14 protein-coding genes are annotated in these 17,907 nt (G+C 65.5%); 10 read left to right on the forward strand and 4 right to left on the reverse strand.

What is annotated here, in order from left to right:
- The first annotated feature begins 11 nt into the window (after positions 1 to 11).
- The 5 genes from NFH97_RS12030 (at position 12) to NFH97_RS12050 (ending at position 5,219) form a co-directional block, all read left to right on the forward strand.
- Positions 12 to 2,444: an outer membrane protein assembly factor BamB family protein gene (locus tag NFH97_RS12030; RefSeq protein WP_349624865.1), complete on the forward strand. Its 2,433-nt coding sequence runs from the start codon at positions 12 to 14 to the stop codon at positions 2,442 to 2,444.
- Between the two features lie 80 nt (positions 2,445 to 2,524).
- A complete protein-coding gene (locus NFH97_RS12035) occupies positions 2,525 to 2,779 on the forward strand; it encodes a hypothetical protein (protein ID WP_045991231.1) in 255 nt (84 codons plus the stop codon).
- 315 nt (positions 2,780 to 3,094) lie between these two features.
- Positions 3,095 to 3,880 carry an AraC family transcriptional regulator gene (locus NFH97_RS12040; RefSeq protein WP_253553747.1) on the forward strand — a complete coding sequence of 262 codons (786 nt, stop codon included), beginning with the start codon at positions 3,095 to 3,097 and terminating at the stop codon, positions 3,878 to 3,880.
- A 48-nt stretch (positions 3,881 to 3,928) separates the two neighbouring features.
- On the forward strand, positions 3,929 to 4,873 hold the full coding sequence (gene yddG, locus NFH97_RS12045; RefSeq protein ID WP_253029474.1) for an aromatic amino acid exporter YddG: 945 nt from the start codon (positions 3,929 to 3,931) through the stop codon (positions 4,871 to 4,873).
- 109 nt (positions 4,874 to 4,982) lie between these two features.
- A complete protein-coding gene (locus tag NFH97_RS12050; protein ID WP_045991287.1) occupies positions 4,983 to 5,219 on the forward strand; it encodes a hypothetical protein in 237 nt (78 codons plus the stop codon).
- A gap of 96 nt (positions 5,220 to 5,315) precedes the next feature.
- On the opposite strand, the gene NFH97_RS12055 is transcribed toward NFH97_RS12050, so the two are convergent.
- From NFH97_RS12055 to NFH97_RS12065, 3 genes are all read right to left on the reverse strand, one after another.
- Positions 5,316 to 5,624, reverse strand: a complete 309-nt coding sequence (locus tag NFH97_RS12055; protein ID WP_045991229.1) for a hypothetical protein — start codon at positions 5,622 to 5,624, stop codon at positions 5,316 to 5,318.
- 115 nt (positions 5,625 to 5,739) lie between these two features.
- Entirely contained in the window at positions 5,740 to 6,984 is a 1,245-nt protein-coding gene (locus tag NFH97_RS12060) for a ribonucleotide-diphosphate reductase subunit beta (protein ID WP_124803534.1), read from the reverse strand.
- A gap of 132 nt (positions 6,985 to 7,116) precedes the next feature.
- Positions 7,117 to 10,005 (reverse strand): ribonucleoside-diphosphate reductase subunit alpha, encoded by a 2,889-nt coding sequence (locus NFH97_RS12065; RefSeq protein WP_108132263.1) that lies wholly within the window; start codon positions 10,003 to 10,005, stop codon positions 7,117 to 7,119.
- A gap of 380 nt (positions 10,006 to 10,385) precedes the next feature.
- Between NFH97_RS12065 and NFH97_RS12070 the strand changes: the two genes are divergently transcribed.
- Complete coding sequence (locus NFH97_RS12070) at positions 10,386 to 11,099, forward strand: winged helix-turn-helix domain-containing protein (protein ID WP_083970186.1); 714 nt, start codon at positions 10,386 to 10,388, stop codon at positions 11,097 to 11,099.
- Positions 11,100 to 11,103: 4 nt separating this feature from the next.
- Positions 11,104 to 12,708: an ATP-binding protein gene (locus NFH97_RS12075; RefSeq protein WP_349624866.1), complete on the forward strand. Its 1,605-nt coding sequence runs from the start codon at positions 11,104 to 11,106 to the stop codon at positions 12,706 to 12,708.
- A 90-nt stretch (positions 12,709 to 12,798) separates the two neighbouring features.
- Here NFH97_RS12075 and NFH97_RS12080 read toward each other — a convergent pair whose 3' ends face one another.
- Positions 12,799 to 13,713 carry a LysR family transcriptional regulator gene (locus NFH97_RS12080; RefSeq protein WP_045991224.1) on the reverse strand — a complete coding sequence of 305 codons (915 nt, stop codon included), beginning with the start codon at positions 13,711 to 13,713 and terminating at the stop codon, positions 12,799 to 12,801.
- Between the two features lie 104 nt (positions 13,714 to 13,817).
- Between NFH97_RS12080 and metE the strand changes: the two genes are divergently transcribed.
- The 3 genes from metE (at position 13,818) to NFH97_RS12095 (ending at position 17,879) form a co-directional block, all read left to right on the forward strand.
- Entirely contained in the window at positions 13,818 to 16,118 is a 2,301-nt protein-coding gene (gene metE, locus NFH97_RS12085) for a 5-methyltetrahydropteroyltriglutamate--homocysteine S-methyltransferase (protein ID WP_349624868.1), read from the forward strand.
- 208 nt (positions 16,119 to 16,326) lie between these two features.
- Positions 16,327 to 17,082, forward strand: a complete 756-nt coding sequence (locus NFH97_RS12090) for a COG3650 family protein (protein WP_124803526.1) — start codon at positions 16,327 to 16,329, stop codon at positions 17,080 to 17,082.
- 191 nt (positions 17,083 to 17,273) lie between these two features.
- Positions 17,274 to 17,879 (forward strand): FMN-dependent NADH-azoreductase, encoded by a 606-nt coding sequence (locus tag NFH97_RS12095; protein WP_124803524.1) that lies wholly within the window; start codon positions 17,274 to 17,276, stop codon positions 17,877 to 17,879.
- Positions 17,880 to 17,907: the final 28 nt, after the last annotated feature.

Consider the following 17,907-nt stretch of genomic DNA (forward strand, 5'->3'; position numbering starts at 1 on the left):
GAGGTAAGGCGATGGATGACAGGCGTGCCGCAAGGTGGCCAGCACGACTGCTTGGCCTGTTGGTGCTGGCGACAGCGTTGGTTGCACTGGCCGCCGGGGGCTACCTGCTGGCGCTGGGGGGCTCGGCGTACTACGTGCTGGCAGCGGGGGGGCTGGCGCTGACGGGATGCGGCCTGATGGCACGATGGCGCCTCGCCCCGGGACTTTACGCTTTACTGCTTGGAGCAACCCTCGGCTGGGCGCTGTGGGAAGTGGGGCTGGACGCCTGGCGCCTGCTGCCGCGTCTGGGCCTGCCGGCATTGCTGGGGCTGGTGCTGCTGTTGCCCTGGTTCTCCCGCGGTGCCTACGCCTGCTGCAGGCAGGCGCTGGGATTGATGACGCTCTCTTGCTTGTCCTTGCTGCTGTTGCTGGCCTTTCTCCCTGCTGTCGAACCGTCCTTGTCTTCGCGTCCTGAGTCTTCTGTCTCCTCGGTGCCCGAGGGCGCGGCGAGACCCCAGGGTGAGTCCGCCACTGGCCTTGATGCGCTATGGCGTCTCGAGCTGGAGCAGGATAGGGCGGAGGCAGAGGCAGAGGGAGAGACAGAGAGCCACTTGGCCACCGCCTTCCCTCTGGTCATCATCGACGACAGATTGATTGTCTGCACCTCGAGCGGTATCGAAGCCCGCATGGTCGCTACCGGCGAGCGTCTTTGGTCGCACTCGAACAGCGACGGGCACCCGAACAGCGATGGAAAGGGCAACGCGGACAATATCGAGCCGCTGGGGCCCTGTCGCACGCTTGCCTATCACGATGCCGCTGAGCGAACGCAGGATATGGTCGAGGGCGTCTTTGTGCCGACCCCCGGGGAGGGCGAGCCGGATCCGCTGGAAATGTCGACGACCCATGAAGGTGCCGGGGAAGAGGGGGTCGCGGAAAGCGATCTGGTCTGTCCGCAGCGGCTGTTCGTTGTCACCCGAGATCGGCGCTTGCTGGCGCTGGATGCCGACACCGGCAGACACTGCGAGAGTTTCGGCACCGACGGCCAGGTCGACCTGGCCGAAGTGGCTGACGTGGCTGACGTGGCTGACGTGGCTGACGCGGCTGACGCGGCTGACGCGGCTGACGTAAGTGCCGACACATCCGCCGAGATGCTGAAGGGAGCCGCCGGCATCCAGGTCACCTCGCGACTGGTACTGCTTACGGGGTTCAGCCACGAGGTGGTGGCGCTGGACATCGCCACCGGCGATCGCATCTGGCGCTGGCGGCCCGAGACGCCAGGCGCCGACAACCTTCGCATCGTCGCCGTCGATGAGACCCAGGGCCTGCTGATGGTGGCTGTCCCTACTGACCCTGCTGACCCTGCTGCCTCTGGGGCCGAGCGCCGCCCGGACAACGTCCGAGATGAGAGTGAGCAGGGCCCGGGGGGCCGGGTGACGGCGCTGGAGGTGACCACCGGCGAACCGCTATGGACGCGAGCGCTGGATCTTGCCCCCACGCCGGGCGTGGGGGCGATGCCTGTCGATGCGGCGATCACAGCGTCGACGGCAGCAAAGGACGTTGTCATGGTCAGCCTGGACGATAGACCCCAGGTCGCGGTGGTGGCGACGAGCGAGGGCCGGCTGTTGATGCTGGACATGCCCAGCGGGGAGACCCTGGCGTCGCTCGACCTGAGGCCACCACCGCCGCTGTCGGCTGAGACCTGGCGAACCCCGCCCTCTGACCCGAAGGCACTGCGCGAACGTGACATGTGGGGACTTTCGCCGGTGGATCAACTGCTTTGCCGTATTCGCCTGCGGGCCAGGGACAGCGCTGGGCCAGTCACCTTGCCGGCGTCGCTGGAGCGGCTGATCAGACCGACGCTACCCTTGGTGTCACCCCGTATGGCGCTGAGGCTCGGCCCGGATGGGCAAGCGCTCTACGCCAGCGTCGGCTCCCGTGGTGCCGACCCTCGTCATCCCTGGCTATCCTGTCGTACGCCTCCCTGGGGGGAGCTGGTCAAGGTCGAGCTGTCCGCGCTTTACGCTCTGCGCGGCAGTGATGGTAGTGATGATAGTGATGGTAGCGATAGCTCGGCGATCGTCTGGCGTCGCACCGTCGGTGACCTCGACGTCGAACTGCCTCAGGAGTTGCGCTTGCCGTTCGAGCTTTCGCTGCCTGTCGGAACGGCGAATCTGTCGGCACCGATGATGCTCTCGGGTAGTTCCGGCGATGCAGCGGTGGTCGTCGCGGACCAGACAAGGTCAGTCGCGCTCTACGCCTTCGCTCTGGATGATGGTCGGGCATTGTGGCACCAGCGAATGGTCGAGGGGGCGCGGGGTGCAAGCCAACTCACTCACCAGGGCAGGAGCGAGGCGAACGTGGTGGCGCTTGTCCTGCCGCAAGGTGCAGCGTCTCCAGACCATGCCGCCGAACTGGTGGTGTACGCAGCGCCCGAGGCTTTGCCCCAAGGGGGTGGCGCGAAGTGAGCGAGTGCGGGCGTCGGTCCCGCGGCGCCCGACCATGGCTATGCTGAAAAACAACATTGCAGGTTACGCAGGGGGCACCCATGAGAACCATGTTGATTGTCGTCGTCGGGGTGGTCGTGGTCCTGGTGTTGCTGTGGCGCTGTCCCAAGCCGCGACAGCACACCGCCATGTGGATATTCAGCCTCGCCTGGCTGGCGATATGCGCCTGGAACCTGAGCGTCGGGCTGTCGCACGGCTACGCCCTGGGCGAAGAGTTGCTGGTCCATGCGCTGCTTTACGGGGTACCCGTGGGGCTTGGCTGGTGGCGGGTGTGCAGGGAGCCGTCCTCGATCTGACTGGTGCAGGACAGAGGCTGGCGCTCTGTTCAGTCGCCGGGCGCCTTTTGTTTATAGTGGCCGGGGATCTTGACGCGCTCGCCATTGGGCAGCGTCTTGACGTGGGTGGGAACGTAGACTCGCTTGATGACACTCTTGGATGTCGCCATGACGGACCTCCTGCATGTTCCATGGAGAGGACCTCCGATAGTCCTCATCACTACCAGAGCATGATGAGGTTGTAAATGAGAGCATATATCTTTTGTCATCAAATCACATTTGACCTGCATCAAGGGAAGCGACCATTGCCTGCGCAGCGAGTGCGGGGCTAGACCGATGAGCGCCCACGCCCCCCTGATCGAACATCGACACTATCCAGACCGAGTGTTGAGTGACCGCCACGACTTTCAGCAGCTGTTGCTGGGCCGCGGCGGCATGGTGGAACTGGACGTTGGCGGACGTGGTCTGCGCGTAGGGCCGGGCGTACTGGCCCCGGTCCCCAGCGGCGAGACCCACCACTATCTCGCGCCGGGGGCCAACGACATTCTGGTGCTCGACCTGCCGGTGGCCTGGTGCCAGGCCCTGGGGGTGGAGGGGATCTTCGAAAACGAGCGAGCGAGGGGCTATCGCGCGCCGGCGAGCCTGGTCGAGGCGGCGCCCGCCCCGGGCGCCGGCGTCGAGGCGCTGGCCCGGTGGCTTTCCCGCCTGCAGCACGCGCTGGATGAAGGGCGCGGCAGGCCGCTCCCTGCGCCGCGTCTGCGTCTGCTCCAGCTGCTGCCAAGGCTACGCGGCGAGCTGGCCCACCCCTGGCGCGTCAAGGAGATGGCGGCGCTGTGCCACCTGTCCGAGGCGGTCTTCGCCCGTCAGTTTCGTGAGCTGCTCGGAGTGCCGCCGGCGGTCTGGCTGCGTCGTGAGCGGCTGGCCCTGGCGCGACAATTGCTGGTCACCCGGACTCGTTCCGGCTCGGCCATGGCCCTCAGCGAGGTCGCGCTGGTCTGCGGGTTCCACGACGCCGCCCACTTTTCCCGCGTCTTCCGCGAGGCCCATGACGTTTCTCCCGGCGCCTGGCGGCGTCAAGCCGCAACCGCCACGCACAACAGGTCAGAATCGTACAAGACCTAGTGTGGGCGGCTGGCCCACACTCGAGACCTCGGTGCTCTGGAGGTCTTTATGCGCTCTTCCTCTTCTTCATCTTCTTCCTCTGCCCAGGCGGGGGCATCCTCCGACGCGGTCGACATCTCGCGTAGGCGCGCCACCTGGATCGGTGCCACCACGGTGCTCAATTGGGCCATGCTGGCCCTCTTTACCCAGTTGTCGGGGCCCGTGCCACCGTTTCTGCTCACCGCCCTGGCGTTCGGCGTGGCCTTTGTGTGCTTTGTGGTCTATCAGTGCCTGCGCGGCGAGGCGGTGCTGGCGCCGATGCGCCAGCCACCGCTGGTCTGGGCGCTGGGCGTCGGCGGGCTGTTCGGCTACCACGCCCTCTATTTTATCGCCCAGCAGAACGCGCCGCCGGCCAACGCCGGCCTGATCAGCTATCTCTGGCCGCTGTTGATCGTGCTGTTTGTCGCTCTGCTACCCGGCGAGCGCCTGCGCGGGTTTCACGTGGTCGGTAGCCTGCTCGGTTTCGGCGGGGCGGTGCTGTTGATCGGCGGAGACGTCGACGCCGGCGGTAGCCTCCTGGGCTACGCCGCCGCCTTCGCCTGTGCCTTCGTCTGGAGCGGCTATTCGGTGCTGTCCCGGGCCACCCGCACGGTACCCACCGCCGCGGTGGGGGGCTTCTGTCTGGTCACCGCGATACTGGCGGCAGCGTGTCATCTGGCCTTCGAACCCGGCCGCTGGCCCCAGGGCAGCGACTGGTTCGGTATCATCGCTCTTGGCCTGGGCCCGGTGGGCAGCGCCTTCTTTACCTGGGATATCGGGGTCAAGCAGGGGGACCTGCGGCTGCTGGGTCTGCTGGCCTACTTCACGCCGCTGCTGTCGACCCTGGTGCTGGTGGTGACCGGCTTCGCCGCGCCTACCCTGTGGCTTGCCGGGGCGGCGGTGCTGATCACCCTTGGGATGCTGATCGGCAGCGGCTGGATTGGGCGTAGAAGGTCGTCCCGGGCGTCGGACTGATACCCAGCCGGGCGACTGTATCCTTGGGACAATAGGGAGCCTCAGGCGCGTCTTTCAAACTGGCCTCGGCGTTCGACAATAACGTCGGTCTTCAAGGAGGACGCCAGTCATGAAAGAACACGATTTCGAACTACGTTTTCGACTGCCCCGAGGGGTGAACCCCGAGGATCTCGCCGAGCGGCTGTGTGACGACGGCTGCCGCGACGCCCTGGTCGGCAGGGCCCACGATGATGAAATCGCGCTGCAGTTCTGCCGCGCGGCGGCCTGCTCCGGCGAGGCCATGCGCAGTGCGCTGCAGGATGTGATCAGGGTGGAGCCCAAGGCGAGGTTGCTGGTCAGCCGCTAGGGTTTGCCTGAAGACGCCGATGACGCCGGCAGAGCGCTCGATACACGCAAGGCCCGGTGACGGGCCTTGCGCATTTTTATGCCAGTGAGGCCGTCGTCAATGACTCCTGACGCGATGGCGCGACAAGCGGGTAAAGCAGATCGGTGGGGTACTGGCCGTGCTCATGCGGTCGGTATCGGGCTGCGCCCGCCAGCCGCGATAGAGCGCCCAGCGCTTCAAGGCGTCCAGGTTGAGGTGCGGGTGGTGCTCGTCGCGGGGATCGTACTCGGGGGAAGGAAAGGCGTGGGCCAGGTGGTCGTAGCGGGCCAGGGCGCGTTCGCCGCCGTGGGCGGCCAGAGCCCGGTCCAGGGCGGACTGCCAGGCGCGGGTGTCATGCTGCTGGGGTCTTCCATTGGAAACAGCCATGCTGTTGCCCTCCTGAAATCACGTCAGAACATTGGTGGTGTCGCCATTCCCTGGTGGGGTTGTCGGTGGAGTGAAGGAAAGACGCCCGAGCCGTCAGGCCCGGGCGTCGTCTCGATCAATCCCAGCTCAGCGCGCCGCCGACCTGATACTCGGTGACGCGGGTCTCGAAGAAGTTCTTCTCCTTGCGCAGATCGATGATTTCGCTCATCCACGGGAAGGGGTTCTGGGCACCCGGGAACTGCTCCTTCAGGCCGATCTGGGCCAGGCGACGGTTGCAGATGAAGTGCAGGTACTCCTCCATGATCGCCGCGTTCATGCCCAGCACGCCGCGGGGCATGGTGTCGCGGGCGTAGCTGATCTCGAGCTCGGTGCCCTCGAGGATCATCTGGGTGACCTCGTCCTGGAACTCCGGGGTCCACAGGTTCGGGTTCTCGATCTTGATCTGGTTGATCATGTCGACACCGAAGTTCAGGTGCATCGACTCGTCGCGCAGGATGTACTGGAACTGCTCGGCCACGCCGGTCATCTTGTTGCGCCGGCCCATGGACAGGATCTGGCTGAAACCGCAGTAGAAGAAGATGCCTTCGGTGACACAGTAGAAGGCGATCAGGTTACGCAGCAGCTCCTGGTCGGTCTCGACGGTGCCGGTCTGGAAGTCAGGACGGGCCAGCGACTGGGTGTGCTTGAGGCTCCAGGCGGACTTGGCAGCGACCGACGGGACCTCGCGGTACATGTTGAAGACTTCGCCCTCATCCATGCCCAGCGACTCCACGCAGTACTGGTAGGCGTGGGTGTGGATCGCTTCCTCGAAGGCCTGGCGCAGCAGGTACTGGCGGCACTCCGGGTTGGTGATCAGGCGATACAGCGCCAGCACCAGGTTGTTGGCGACCAGCGAGTCGGCGGTGGAGAAGTAGCCCAGTGAACGTTCGACGATGCGGCGCTCGTCGGCGGTCAGGCCGTCGTTGCTCTTCCACAGCGCGATGTCCGCGTTCATGTTCACTTCCTGGGGCATCCAGTGGTTGGCACTGCCGTCCAGGTACTTCTGCCAGGCCCACTCGTACTTGAACGGCACCAGCTGGTTCAGGTCCGCACGGGCGTTGATCATCTTCTTGTCGTCGACCTCGATCCGGGCGGCGCCCATCTCGAGTTCCTCGAGGCCGGCGGCCACGTCGAGTTCTTCCAGCGACTTGCGTGCCCGGGCCATGCGGTCCTGGTCGGCAGCCTGGTAGTTGCCGGCGCTTTCGCGCACCTCATCCGTTGCCTCGGCAGCCGGGGCCGGGGTCGGCTCGGGGGCCTTCTTCGGCTCAGGTACTTCTGCGGTGGCGGTGTCGTCCTCGTGGAACTCGTCCCAGTTCAGCATTGTTGCGGTCTCCCGATCATCTGATCGGCCGACGCGCCTGGCGTCGGCGTGGGGTTGTCTGGTGGCCCCGGCGGTGCCGGGGCGAGGTGTGCGTGCCTGGCCCGCACGTCCGTCATGGCGTTGTCGCCGGTGTTACTGGCAGGCCTCACAGCCCAGCTCGTCGATTTCCCCGGCGGACGGCGGACGCTGGCCACCCTTGCCCTTGAGGAAGTCGTCGATGCCGCGGGGCTCCTCGGCTGCGGGTGCCGCCGCCGGTGCAGACGCCTGGGGTGCGGTACCGTTGGAGACGGCGTTGAGCTTGCCGCGGTCCACCGTGGACTTCTCCACCGAGGTGGCGCCGAGGGCGCGCAGGTAGTAGGTGGTCTTGAGGCCACGGAACCATGCCATGCGGTAGGTCACGTCGAGCTTCTTGCCGGACACGCCCTGAATGTAGAGGTTCAGCGACTGGGCCTGGTCGATCCACTTCTGGCGCCGTGCGGCGGCTTCGACCAGCCACTTGGGCTCGACCTCGAAGGCGGTGGCGTACTTGGCCTTGAGGTCGTCCGGGATGCGGTCGATGGGCTGGACGCTGCCGTCGTAGTACTTGAGGTCGTTGATCATGACCTCGTCCCACAGGCCGCGTTCCTTGAGGTCGTTGACCATCCAGGAGTTGACCACGGTGAACTCGCCGGACAGGTTCGATTTCACGAACAGGTTCTGATAGGTCGGCTCGATCGACTGGGTCACGCCGCAGATGTTCGAGATGGTCGCGGTGGGGGCGATGGCCATCACGTTGGAGTTGCGCATGCCCTGGCTGCGCACCTTGTCACGGATGCGATCCCAGTCCTGGGTCTGGCTGGTGTCGACCTCGATGTACTGCTCGCCACGCTCGGCCTTGAGCTTGTCGACGGAGTCGATCGGCAGCACGCCCTGGCTCCACAGCGAGCCCTCGAAGCTCTCGTAGCGTCCGCGCTCGGCGGCCAGGTCGCTGGAGGCCTCGATGGCGTGGTAGCTGATCAGCTCCATGGAGCGGTCGGCAAAGGCCACCGCCTCGCCGCTGGCGTAGGCGATGCCCTGGGCGTACAGCGCGTCCTGGAAGCCCATCAGGCCAAGGCCCACCGGGCGGTGCTTGAAGTTGGAGTTGCGCGCCTGGGGCACCGCGTAATAGTTGATGTCGATGACGTTGTCGAGCATCCGCACCGCGGTGCGCACGGTCTTCTTGAGCTTGTCGTTGTCGAGCTCGCCGTCGACCACGTGCTGCGCCAGGTTGATCGAGCCCAGGTTGCACACCGCGATCTCGTCGGGCGAGGTGTTGAGGGTGATCTCGGTGCACAGGTTGGAGCTGTGGACCACGCCGGCATGGCTCTGGGGGCTGCGAATGTTGCAGGCATCCTTGAAGGTGATCCAGGGATGGCCGGTCTCGAACAGCATCGACAGCATCTTGCGCCACAGGTCCTTGGCCTTGACCCGCTTGAACAGCTTGAGCTGACCGTTGCGGGTCATCTCCTCGTACTCGGCATAGCGCTTCTCGAAGGCCACGCCGTACAGGTCATGCAGGTCCGGGCAGGTGGACGGCGAGAACAGGGTCCACTCCTCGTCATTGAACACCCGCTTCATGAACAGGTCCGGCACCCAGTTGGCGGTGTTCATGTCATGGGTACGACGACGGTCATCGCCGGTGTTCTTGCGCAGCTCGAGGAATTCCTCGACATCCAGGTGCCAGGTCTCGAGGTAGGCGCAGACGGCACCCTTGCGCTTGCCGCCCTGGTTGACCGCGACGGCGGTGTCGTTGACCACCTTGAGGAAGGGGACCACACCCTGGGACTTGCCGTTGGTGCCCTTGATGTAGGAGCCCAGCGCACGCACCGGGGTCCAGTCGTTGCCGAGGCCGCCGGCCCACTTGGACAGCATGGCGTTGTCGCGGATCGCGCCGTAGATGCTCTCGAGGTCATCCGGCACGGTGGTCAGGTAGCAGCTGGAGAGCTGGCTGCGCACGGTGCCCGCGTTGAACAGGGTCGGGGTGGAGGCCATGTAGTCGAAGCTGGAGAGCAGCTCGTAGAACTCGATGGCCCGGGTCTCGCGGTCGTCCTCGTTCAGCGCAAGGCCCATGGCCACACGCATGAACATCACCTGGGGCAGCTCGTAGCGCACGTCATCGCGGTGGATGAAGTAGCGGTCGTACAGGGTCTGCAGGCCCAGGTAGGTGAACTGGTTGTCGCGGCTGTGGTCGAGCGCCTCGCCCAGACGTTCCAGGTCGAAGTTGGCAAGCTCGGGGTCGAGCTGCTCGAACTCGATGCCACGCTCGACGTAGCGCACGAAGGCCGGCTTGTAGAGCTCGGCCATGTCGCCGTAGGTGGCGTCCTCGGCCACGTCGAGGAATGACAGCGCCTCGCGGCGCAGGTTGTCCTGCAGCAGACGAGCGGTGACGTAGGTGTAGTTCGGGTCCTTCTCGACCAGGGTGCGGGCGGTCATCATCAGCGCCTGGGACACGCCGTCGATGGTCACACCGTCGTACAGGTTCTTCAGCGAGTCCTGGACGATCTTGTTGGGGTCGACGTTCTCGAGGCCTTCGCAGGCGTCGAACACCAGGGTCTCGATACGCCCCAGGTCCAGCGGACGACGGCTGCCGTCGGCGGCGGTGACGTTGAGGGTCGGGTGCGGCTTCTCGATGCCGCTTTCCTCGCGGGCGCGGGCGTGTTCCTCGCGGTACAGCACGTAGGCACGGGCGACCTTCTGCTCGCCGCTGCGCATCAGCGCCAGCTCGACCTGGTCCTGAATATCCTCGATGTGCACGGTGCCGCCGTCGGCCAGGCGACGGGCAAAGGTCTGCTCGATGGCCTCGGCGGATTCCTTGACGAAGTCACGGACCCGGCTAGAGGTGGCGGCATTGTCCCCCTCGACGGCGATGAATGCCTTGCTGATGGCCACGGCGATCTTGCCGGCGTCGAAGGGCACCACGTCCCCGGTGCGCTTGATCACGCGCAGCGTGTCGGGGGCGGTGACGGAGACGGACGGTCGGTCCGGGCTAGCGAGGGTATCCATGGCGCCGAGGCTCCCTATGAGGTAAAAAAAGTCGTGAAAACAGGCGTGACCAACTGCGAGAAAGAGGCAGTTGACAGGCTTCTGTGATATTGCTAGAGACACATGATGTGGTGTCTCTCTGGATATTCGGACACAAGATAGTGTGCTTCTTGCCCGTCATCAAGTGGATAAGTCTGTGGATGAGGTGTGGTCATCAAGGGGGCAACTGGGCACAACCGGCGTGGGCGCCGTGGTGGCGGCCTTGATGCGCATCAGGGCGAGGGCAGGCGACAGCGCAAAATTCGGGTATCCTTGTGTTATCGCGTGTGACATTGCTCAGCACCAGTCATTCGGCCAGGTTGGATAATGCCCGGCATTCGCCAAAAGGAATGAGACCCCCTATGGAAGAACGTTCAGAGCAACGAGAACAGGATCACGTACTTATCATCGAAGATGATGAGCGTCTCGCTGGTCTGACGCGGGACTACCTCGAAGCCAACGGCTTCCGAGTGAGCCTGGAGGATGACGGCGGTCGCGGCGTCGATCGTATTCTGTCGCTGCAGCCGGATCTGGTGATTCTGGATCTGATGCTGCCGGGCGAGGATGGCCTGTCGATCTGTCGTCGTGTTCGCAGCGACTACGGTGGTCCGATCCTGATGCTGACCGCGCGGACCGACGACATGGATCAGGTCCTGGGGCTCGAGATGGGCGCCGACGATTATGTGCCGAAGCCGGTGCAGCCGAGGGTACTGCTGGCACGCATGCGTGCCCTGCTGCGTCGTCTTGACGGAGCCGAGGTCAGCGGCGAAAGCCGCTTGACGTTCCAGGACCTGGAAATCGACAACGCCACCCGCGAGGCCTGGCTCAAGGGCGAGCGTATCGATCTGACCAGCGCCGAGTTCGACCTTTTGTGGCTGCTGGCCAGCCACGCCGGTCGGGTGCTGACCCGCGAAGAAATCTTTTCCCAGTTGCGTGGCATCCGCTACGACGGCCAGGACCGCTCCATCGACGTGCGGGTGTCGCGGATTCGGCCCAAGATAGGTGATGACCCCCATCATCCGCACCGCATCAAGACGGTCAGGAGCAAGGGCTATCTGTTCGTGAAGGACAGCTGAACCCATGCGTCGCGCCCTGGCCGACAGTACCTTCCTGCGGGTCTACGTCATGCTGGCGGCGACCCTGGTGCTGGCGCTCGGCGTGGCGATGGTGGGCATGACGCTGATCGACAAGGTGCGCATCGAGCACTATCGCGAACAGCTGGCCGAGGCGCCCATGCACCTGTTGGCGACGATGATCGACAGCATGCCGCGGGGCGAGCGGCGTGAGTGGATGGCCGAGAAGTCCGAGGCGCTGGACATGTCGATGTCGATCGTGCCCCTGTCGTCGCTGTCGCCGAGCTACTTCACCCGTCTTCGACTGCAGCGCGGCGGCGTGCTGGTAGGGCGTGACAGCCCCCATGAGTGGCGCTTCTGGCGGCTGATGCCCGCCGGTGGCGCGGTCCTGCAGGTGTCGCTGTCCGGCATGTCGGAGCGCCAGTTGCGGGGCCTGACCCAGCTCAGCGGGGAATGGCTCGCCAGCCTGCCGGCGGGGGCGCGCCAGGCGAGCATCGACAGCATGACCCGTGGCGATCTGCCGGTATCGATTAGCCAGTCCCCTCCGGATATCCTCGAGCCACGTCAGCGCAACCGCCTGGCCGGTGGCGAGGTGATGATGCAGCTACTGCCCGAGCACTGGTCGGTAGTGCTGTTCATGCAGGTGACGCCGCCTGGCGAAGCCCCCTTCTGGCTCACGGTAGGGCCGATGGCCAGCTACGAGGCGCTTCCGCCGGCGCTGTTGGCGTCGATGCTGGTGCTGCTGATGGGCGCACTGGCGATCGTCATCTACCTGATCGTGCGGGGTATCGAGGCGCGCATGGCGCGACTCGAGATGGCTGCCACCCGGCTTGCCAGCGGTCGCCTCGATACCCGGGTCAAGGTCGAGAGCGGCGACTTTCTCGGGCGTGTCGGCATGGCCTTCAACGGCATGGCCTCCCAGGTGCAGTCGTTGTTGCGGGCCCAGCAGGACATGATCCGGGCAGTGTCCCACGAACTCAGGACGCCGGTGGCGAGGATTCGCTTTGCGGTGCAGATGGTCGAGGACATGTCCGAGGACGCCCTGGTCAGGCGCCAGTTGCAGGGGGTCGACAGCGACATCGATGAACTCGACGATCTGATCGACGAAATCCTCACCTATGCGCGCCTCGACAGCGAGACAATCCACGGTGTCGAAGCTTCCCCCGAACCGGTGGAGCTGCGTGACATCTGCGAGCGGGTGATCGACTCCCTGATGCCGTTGCACGGCAATCTTGACGTGCGTCTGTCTGCGGGGCCGGAGATCGAGGTCCACGCCGATTCCCGCTATCTGCAGCGGGCCACCCAGAACCTGGTGGCCAACGCCTGCCGCCACGCCCGCACTCGGGTCAAGGTCAGTCTGCACGACGAACCCAACCAGGTGAGGGTCGACGTGGAGGACGATGGGGAAGGGGTCCCGCCGGAGGCACGCCAGGATATCTTCAAGCCCTTCGCCCGCCTGGACGACAGCCGAACCCGCCGCTCCGGCGGCTACGGGCTGGGGCTGTCCATCGTGCAGAAGGTGATGGCCTGGCACGGCGGCACCGTCAGCGTGGACGAGAGTCCCGGCCTGAAGGGCGCGCGCTTCTCGCTGATCATCCCCCGCCGGGTCTGAGAATCTGCCCGCGGGCCAACCTGAATGCCGGTGAACGGCCCCTGTTTCGGGCGGGCCTGATTCGTTCAGCGCCTCGACGATGCTTCCTGCTCAGGCCGGCTTGATCCCTTCCAGCACCGCAAAGGACGTCTCCCGCGCGGTGCGCAGAAAGTCGACCATCCAGGGGGCTTCCCGGGTGTCCTCGCGGATGGCGGCGAAGAGCGTGCTCCAGACACCATCCTCGCCCAGCGCGACGGCCTTGACGTAGTCCCGCTCCAGGTACTCGGTCAGTGCCCAGTTGGGCAGCGCGCAGACTCCGCGACCGCTGGCCACCAGTTGCATCATCATGATCGTCAGTTCGGCGGTGCGCACCTCCCTGGGGGTGACGCCGGCCGGGTCGAGGAACTGGGTGAACACATCCAGACGCGAACGTTCCACCGGGTAGGTGATCAGGGTCAGGTCGGCCAGATCCTGGGGCGAGACGTGGGAGCGCCCGGCCAGGGCATGCTGACGCGCCACGGCGAGCAGGCCTTCGTAGCGAAACAGCGGCTCGTAGTGAACGCCGGGCAGGGGTTGGGGGTCGGCGGTGATCACCAGATCGAGCTGCTCGCGGGCCAGCGCCGGCAGCGGATCGAAGTGGTGGCCGCCGGGGATGTCGATCTCGACCTCCGGCCAATGGTCGCGGAAGTGATCCACGGTGGGCATCAGCCACTGAAAGCAGCTATGACACTCGATCGCCATGTGCAGGCGGCCCTGCTCGTTGCCGGCCAGGCGCGCCAGGTCACGCTCGGCCATGCGCACCTGGGGCAGGATCTGTTCGGCCAGGTTCAAGAGGCGCAGCCCGGCCCGGGTGAACTCCACCGGCCGGGTCTTGCGCAGGAACAGTGGCCCGCCCAGACGCTCCTCCAGATCCTTGAGCTGGTGGGACAGCGCCGACTGGGTCAGGTGGACCCGTTCGGCGGCCTCCACCAGGGAGCCGGCGTCGCGCAGCGCTATCAGAGTGCGCAGATGACGGAGTTCGAGCATTATCGTGAGCTTCTTTCATAGTAAAGATTAAGAAGTTTAGTTTGATTCACCCTTCGGATGCCAGCGACACTTCGTCGTATCATTCATGATCAAGGTGAATCACCATGACTTTTTCTCATATTCTGGGGTATCCCCGCATCGGTGCCGACCGCGAGCTCAAGCGCGCCACCGAAGCCTACTGGAAGGGTGACGCCGATCGAGCCAGCCTGGAGGCCACCGGTCGCGAGTTGCGCAAGCGTCACTGGCAGGACCAGCGCGAGGCGGGACTGGACCTGGTGACGGTGGGCGACTTCGCCTTCTATGACCAGGTGCTCAACGTGTCGCTGCTGCTGGGTGCGGTGCCGGCGCGTTTTGCTGCCAAGGCCGAGCTCGAGCGTGGTGAAGTCGATCTGGACACCGCCTTTCGCATGGCCCGGGGCCGCGCGCCCAGCGGAGAACCCGCCGCCGCCTGCGAGATGACCAAGTACTTCGATACCAACTACCACTATCTGGTACCGGAACTGCACCAGGGTCAGGACTTCCGCCTGGCCAGCACGCGGCTGTTCGACGAGGTCGTCGAGGCGCAGCAGCAGGGGCTCGCGGTCAAGGTGGCACTGGTCGGGCCGCTGACCTGGCTGTGGCTCGGCAAGGAGCGGGGCGAGTCGTCCTTCGATCGTCTGGCGCTGCTCGATGGTGTGCTGGCGGTCTACGCCGAGGTGTTCGCCCGACTCGCCAAGCTGGGTGTGGAGTGGGTGCAGCTCGACGAGCCGGCCCTGGCCCAGGACCTGCCCGGCGACTGGAAGGTAGCCTTCGAACGTGCCTACCATCATCTGCAGGGGGCGGGGGTCAAGCTGCTGGTGGCCAACTACTTCGGCGGCCTCGGCGACAACCTGACCCTGGCGGTCAATCTGCCGGTGGCGGGGCTGCACCTGGACGCCGTGCGTGCCCCACAGGAGGTCGAGACGGTGGTCGACCGTCTGCTGCCTCACAAGGTGCTGTCGCTGGGCGTCATCGACGGACGCAACATCTGGCGTGCCGACCTGGCTGCCCTGCGCGATCAGTGGACCAACGCCGCCAGCCGTCTGGGCGAGCGTCTGTGGATCGCCCCCAGCTGCTCGCTGCTGCATGTGCCGGTGGACCTGGAGCGCGAGACCGAGCTCGACGCCGAGTTCAGAAGCTGGCTGGCCTTCGCTCGCCAGAAGCTCGACGAGACCGTGACCCTGGCAAGACTGCTCGCTGGCCGGGTGCGACCCGAAGACGAGGCGCTGCTGGCGGCTTGCGTGCAGGCGATTGCCTCGCGGCGTGAGTCGCCACGCATTCATCGTCCCGAGGTCGGTGCACGCCTGGCGGCGCTTGGCGAGGCCGACAGCCAGCGCCCGAGCCCCTATCTGCAGCGCGCCGAGCAGCAGCGTCGCGCCCTCGGACTGCCGCTGTTTCCGACCACCACCATCGGCTCCTTCCCCCAGACCGCCGAGATTCGCGCTGCCCGTCGTGACCACAAGGCAGGACGCCTGTCTGCTGACGACTACCACACCAGGATGCGCGAGGAGATCGCCCAGGCGGTGCGGCTGCAGGAAGAGCTGGGCCTGGACATGCTGGTCCACGGCGAGGCCGAGCGTAACGACATGGTCGAGTACTTCGGTGAGCAGCTCGACGGTTACGCCTTCACCCGCTTCGGCTGGGTCCAGAGCTATGGGTCACGCTGCGTCAAGCCACCGATCCTGTTCGGCGACGTGAGCCGTCCAGCACCGATGACGGTGGAGTGGAGCCGCTACGCCCAGTCGCTGACCGGGGCGCCGATGAAGGGCATGCTGACCGGCCCGGTGACCATGCTGCAGTGGGCCTTCGTGCGTGATGACCAGCCTCGCGCGACCACCTGCCGCCAGATCGCCCTGGCACTGCGTGACGAGGTGTGTGACCTGGAGGCGGCGGGCATTCGCGCCATCCAGATCGACGAGCCGGCGCTGCGGGAAGGGCTGCCGCTGCGCAAGGCCGAGTGGCAGGAGTATCTGGACTGGGCGGTGGAGGCGTTCCGCCTGTCGGCCAGCGGTGTAGCGGACGCGACCCAGATCCACACCCACATGTGCTATTCCGAGTTCAACGACATCATCGCTTCCATCGCCGAGCTGGACGCCGACGTCATCACCATCGAGACCTCGCGCTCCGACATGGAGTTGCTCGACGCCTTCCGTGACTTTGACTATCCCAACGAGATCGGACCGGGGGTCTACGACATCCATTCACCGAACCTGCCCGAGGTGGACTGGATGGTGGCGCTGATGGAAAAGGCCGCCGAGCGCATCTCGCTGGAGCGGCTGTGGGTCAACCCGGACTGCGGCCTCAAGACCCGTCAGTGGGATGAGGTGACGCCGGCGCTGGCCAATATGGTCCAGGCCGCCAAGGAGCTGCGTCGACGCCACGCCTGACGACCGCGCAGCACTAGAGGGCCCATGACGCCGGGAAGCGCGGTTGAAAGTTCGTCGATTGTGCGAGGGGGCGATCCCATGGTGGCAGAGCCGCGCCTTTTGACGATGTGGCTGGTAAGCTTCGCCAGTAGGCCCCGACAGGGACACGCCAGACGGCACCTGGCGGGGCCACGGAATCGTACTGATATCGTGATCGAAGGAGCCTGTCATGTGTCGTCCCGCTGTCGTCTCACCCCTCCTTGTCGTGATGCTGAGTGGACTGGTGGGGTGCGCCACTACCAGCGCTCCCGGTCCTGCCAGCGAGCAGACCGATCGCGCGGAGCGGCGCGGTTCCTTTACCGATGCGCCGGTGGAGCAGAAGGCGCCGCTGCTGCCCTCTGCCTACTTTGTCGGTGATGGCGCTACCTTCGTTGGCTGGCGCTGTTCGCCGAGTCAGGACATGGTCTCGGCGACCCAGGAGGATTCGCTCAGGTTGTGGACCACCCACGGTGCCGAGCAGTTGCCCCAGGCGGTGGTGGACCAGGGCGAGCGTTACCAGCGAGGGGAACTCAGCGCCCATATCATTGGTGAGCGGGCGGTGATCAAGAGCTCCCGCGGTCGGCTCGAGTGCGAGGCCCGTACCCGCCGCGACTCCCTGCGGCGCAGCGACAAGCCCGGGGTGATGTTCCTGGCCCGGGGCAACGAGCCAGGCTGGCACCTCGAACTGGCCAATGACGTGCCGCGCATCGACATGAGTCTGGACTACGGCGAGCGTGAAGTGAGCCTGCCCTATCGCGTCACCACCCTGGACAACGGTGCCGGTCGAGTGATCCTGGAAAGCGGCCGCGCCGATGCGCCCTTCGAGCTGCGCATCGAGGCCGGTGCCTGCTTCGATGATATGGCGGGCACGCCCTGGCCGGCCCAGGTCACCTTGAACGTCAACGGACGTCAGCTGCAGGGGTGTGGGCAGGGCATCGCGCCCTGACGGGGGGCGACGTGGACGCGCTTGGCAAGCCGACGAAAGCGTCCTTGGCTTGTGTAGCCAGCACACGCGAATAAAGCGCCGAGCGGCGCTTTATTCGTTTTTATCGAAAGATATTCCGAGATTTATTCGCTTTTCGACAATTTTATTGGCGGTAAACTGTGCGCAGACATCATCTTCCACAGGAGCTCGCCATGACCCGCGTACTGCTTGTCACCTCATCCATCCTCGCCGACCAGGGCCAGTCCACCCAGCTGGCACGCCACTTCGAGCGCCTGGCGCGCCAGCGTGACGATATCGAGATCACCCATCGCGACGTGGTCGCCGACGACCTGCCACACCTGGGCCTCGAGGAGCTGTCCAGCTGGCAGGTGGCGGACGCAGAGCGCAGCGAGGCACAGCGCGAGCTGGCGACGCGCTCCGATGAGCGTCTCGCCGAGCTCGAGGCACACGACGTGCTGGTGCTCGCCGTGCCGCTGTACAACCTGGGCATTCCCTCCCAGCTCAAGGCCTGGTTCGACCGTATCCTGCGCGCGGGCAAGAGCTTCCGCTACACCGAGAATGGCCCGGTGGGGCTGCTCGAGGGCAAGCGTGCCATCGTGCTGGGCGCTCGCGGCGGTCAGTACGCCGGTAGTGCTCTGGATACCCAGACACCGCACCTGCGCCATATGCTGGGCCTGATCGGCATCAATGAGGTCGAGACGGTGTTTGCCGAAGGGCTCAGCATGGGTGACGAACACAAGGAAGCGGCCCTCACCACTGCCCACGCCGAGATCGAGGCGCTGATCGCCAGGCTGTAAGCCGCGCCCGACGTCTGAAGACACTGAT

The sequence above is a fragment of the Halomonas sp. SCS19 genome (assembly GCF_040147015.1).
GTDB classification, from domain to species: domain Bacteria; phylum Pseudomonadota; class Gammaproteobacteria; order Pseudomonadales; family Halomonadaceae; genus Halomonas; species Halomonas litopenaei.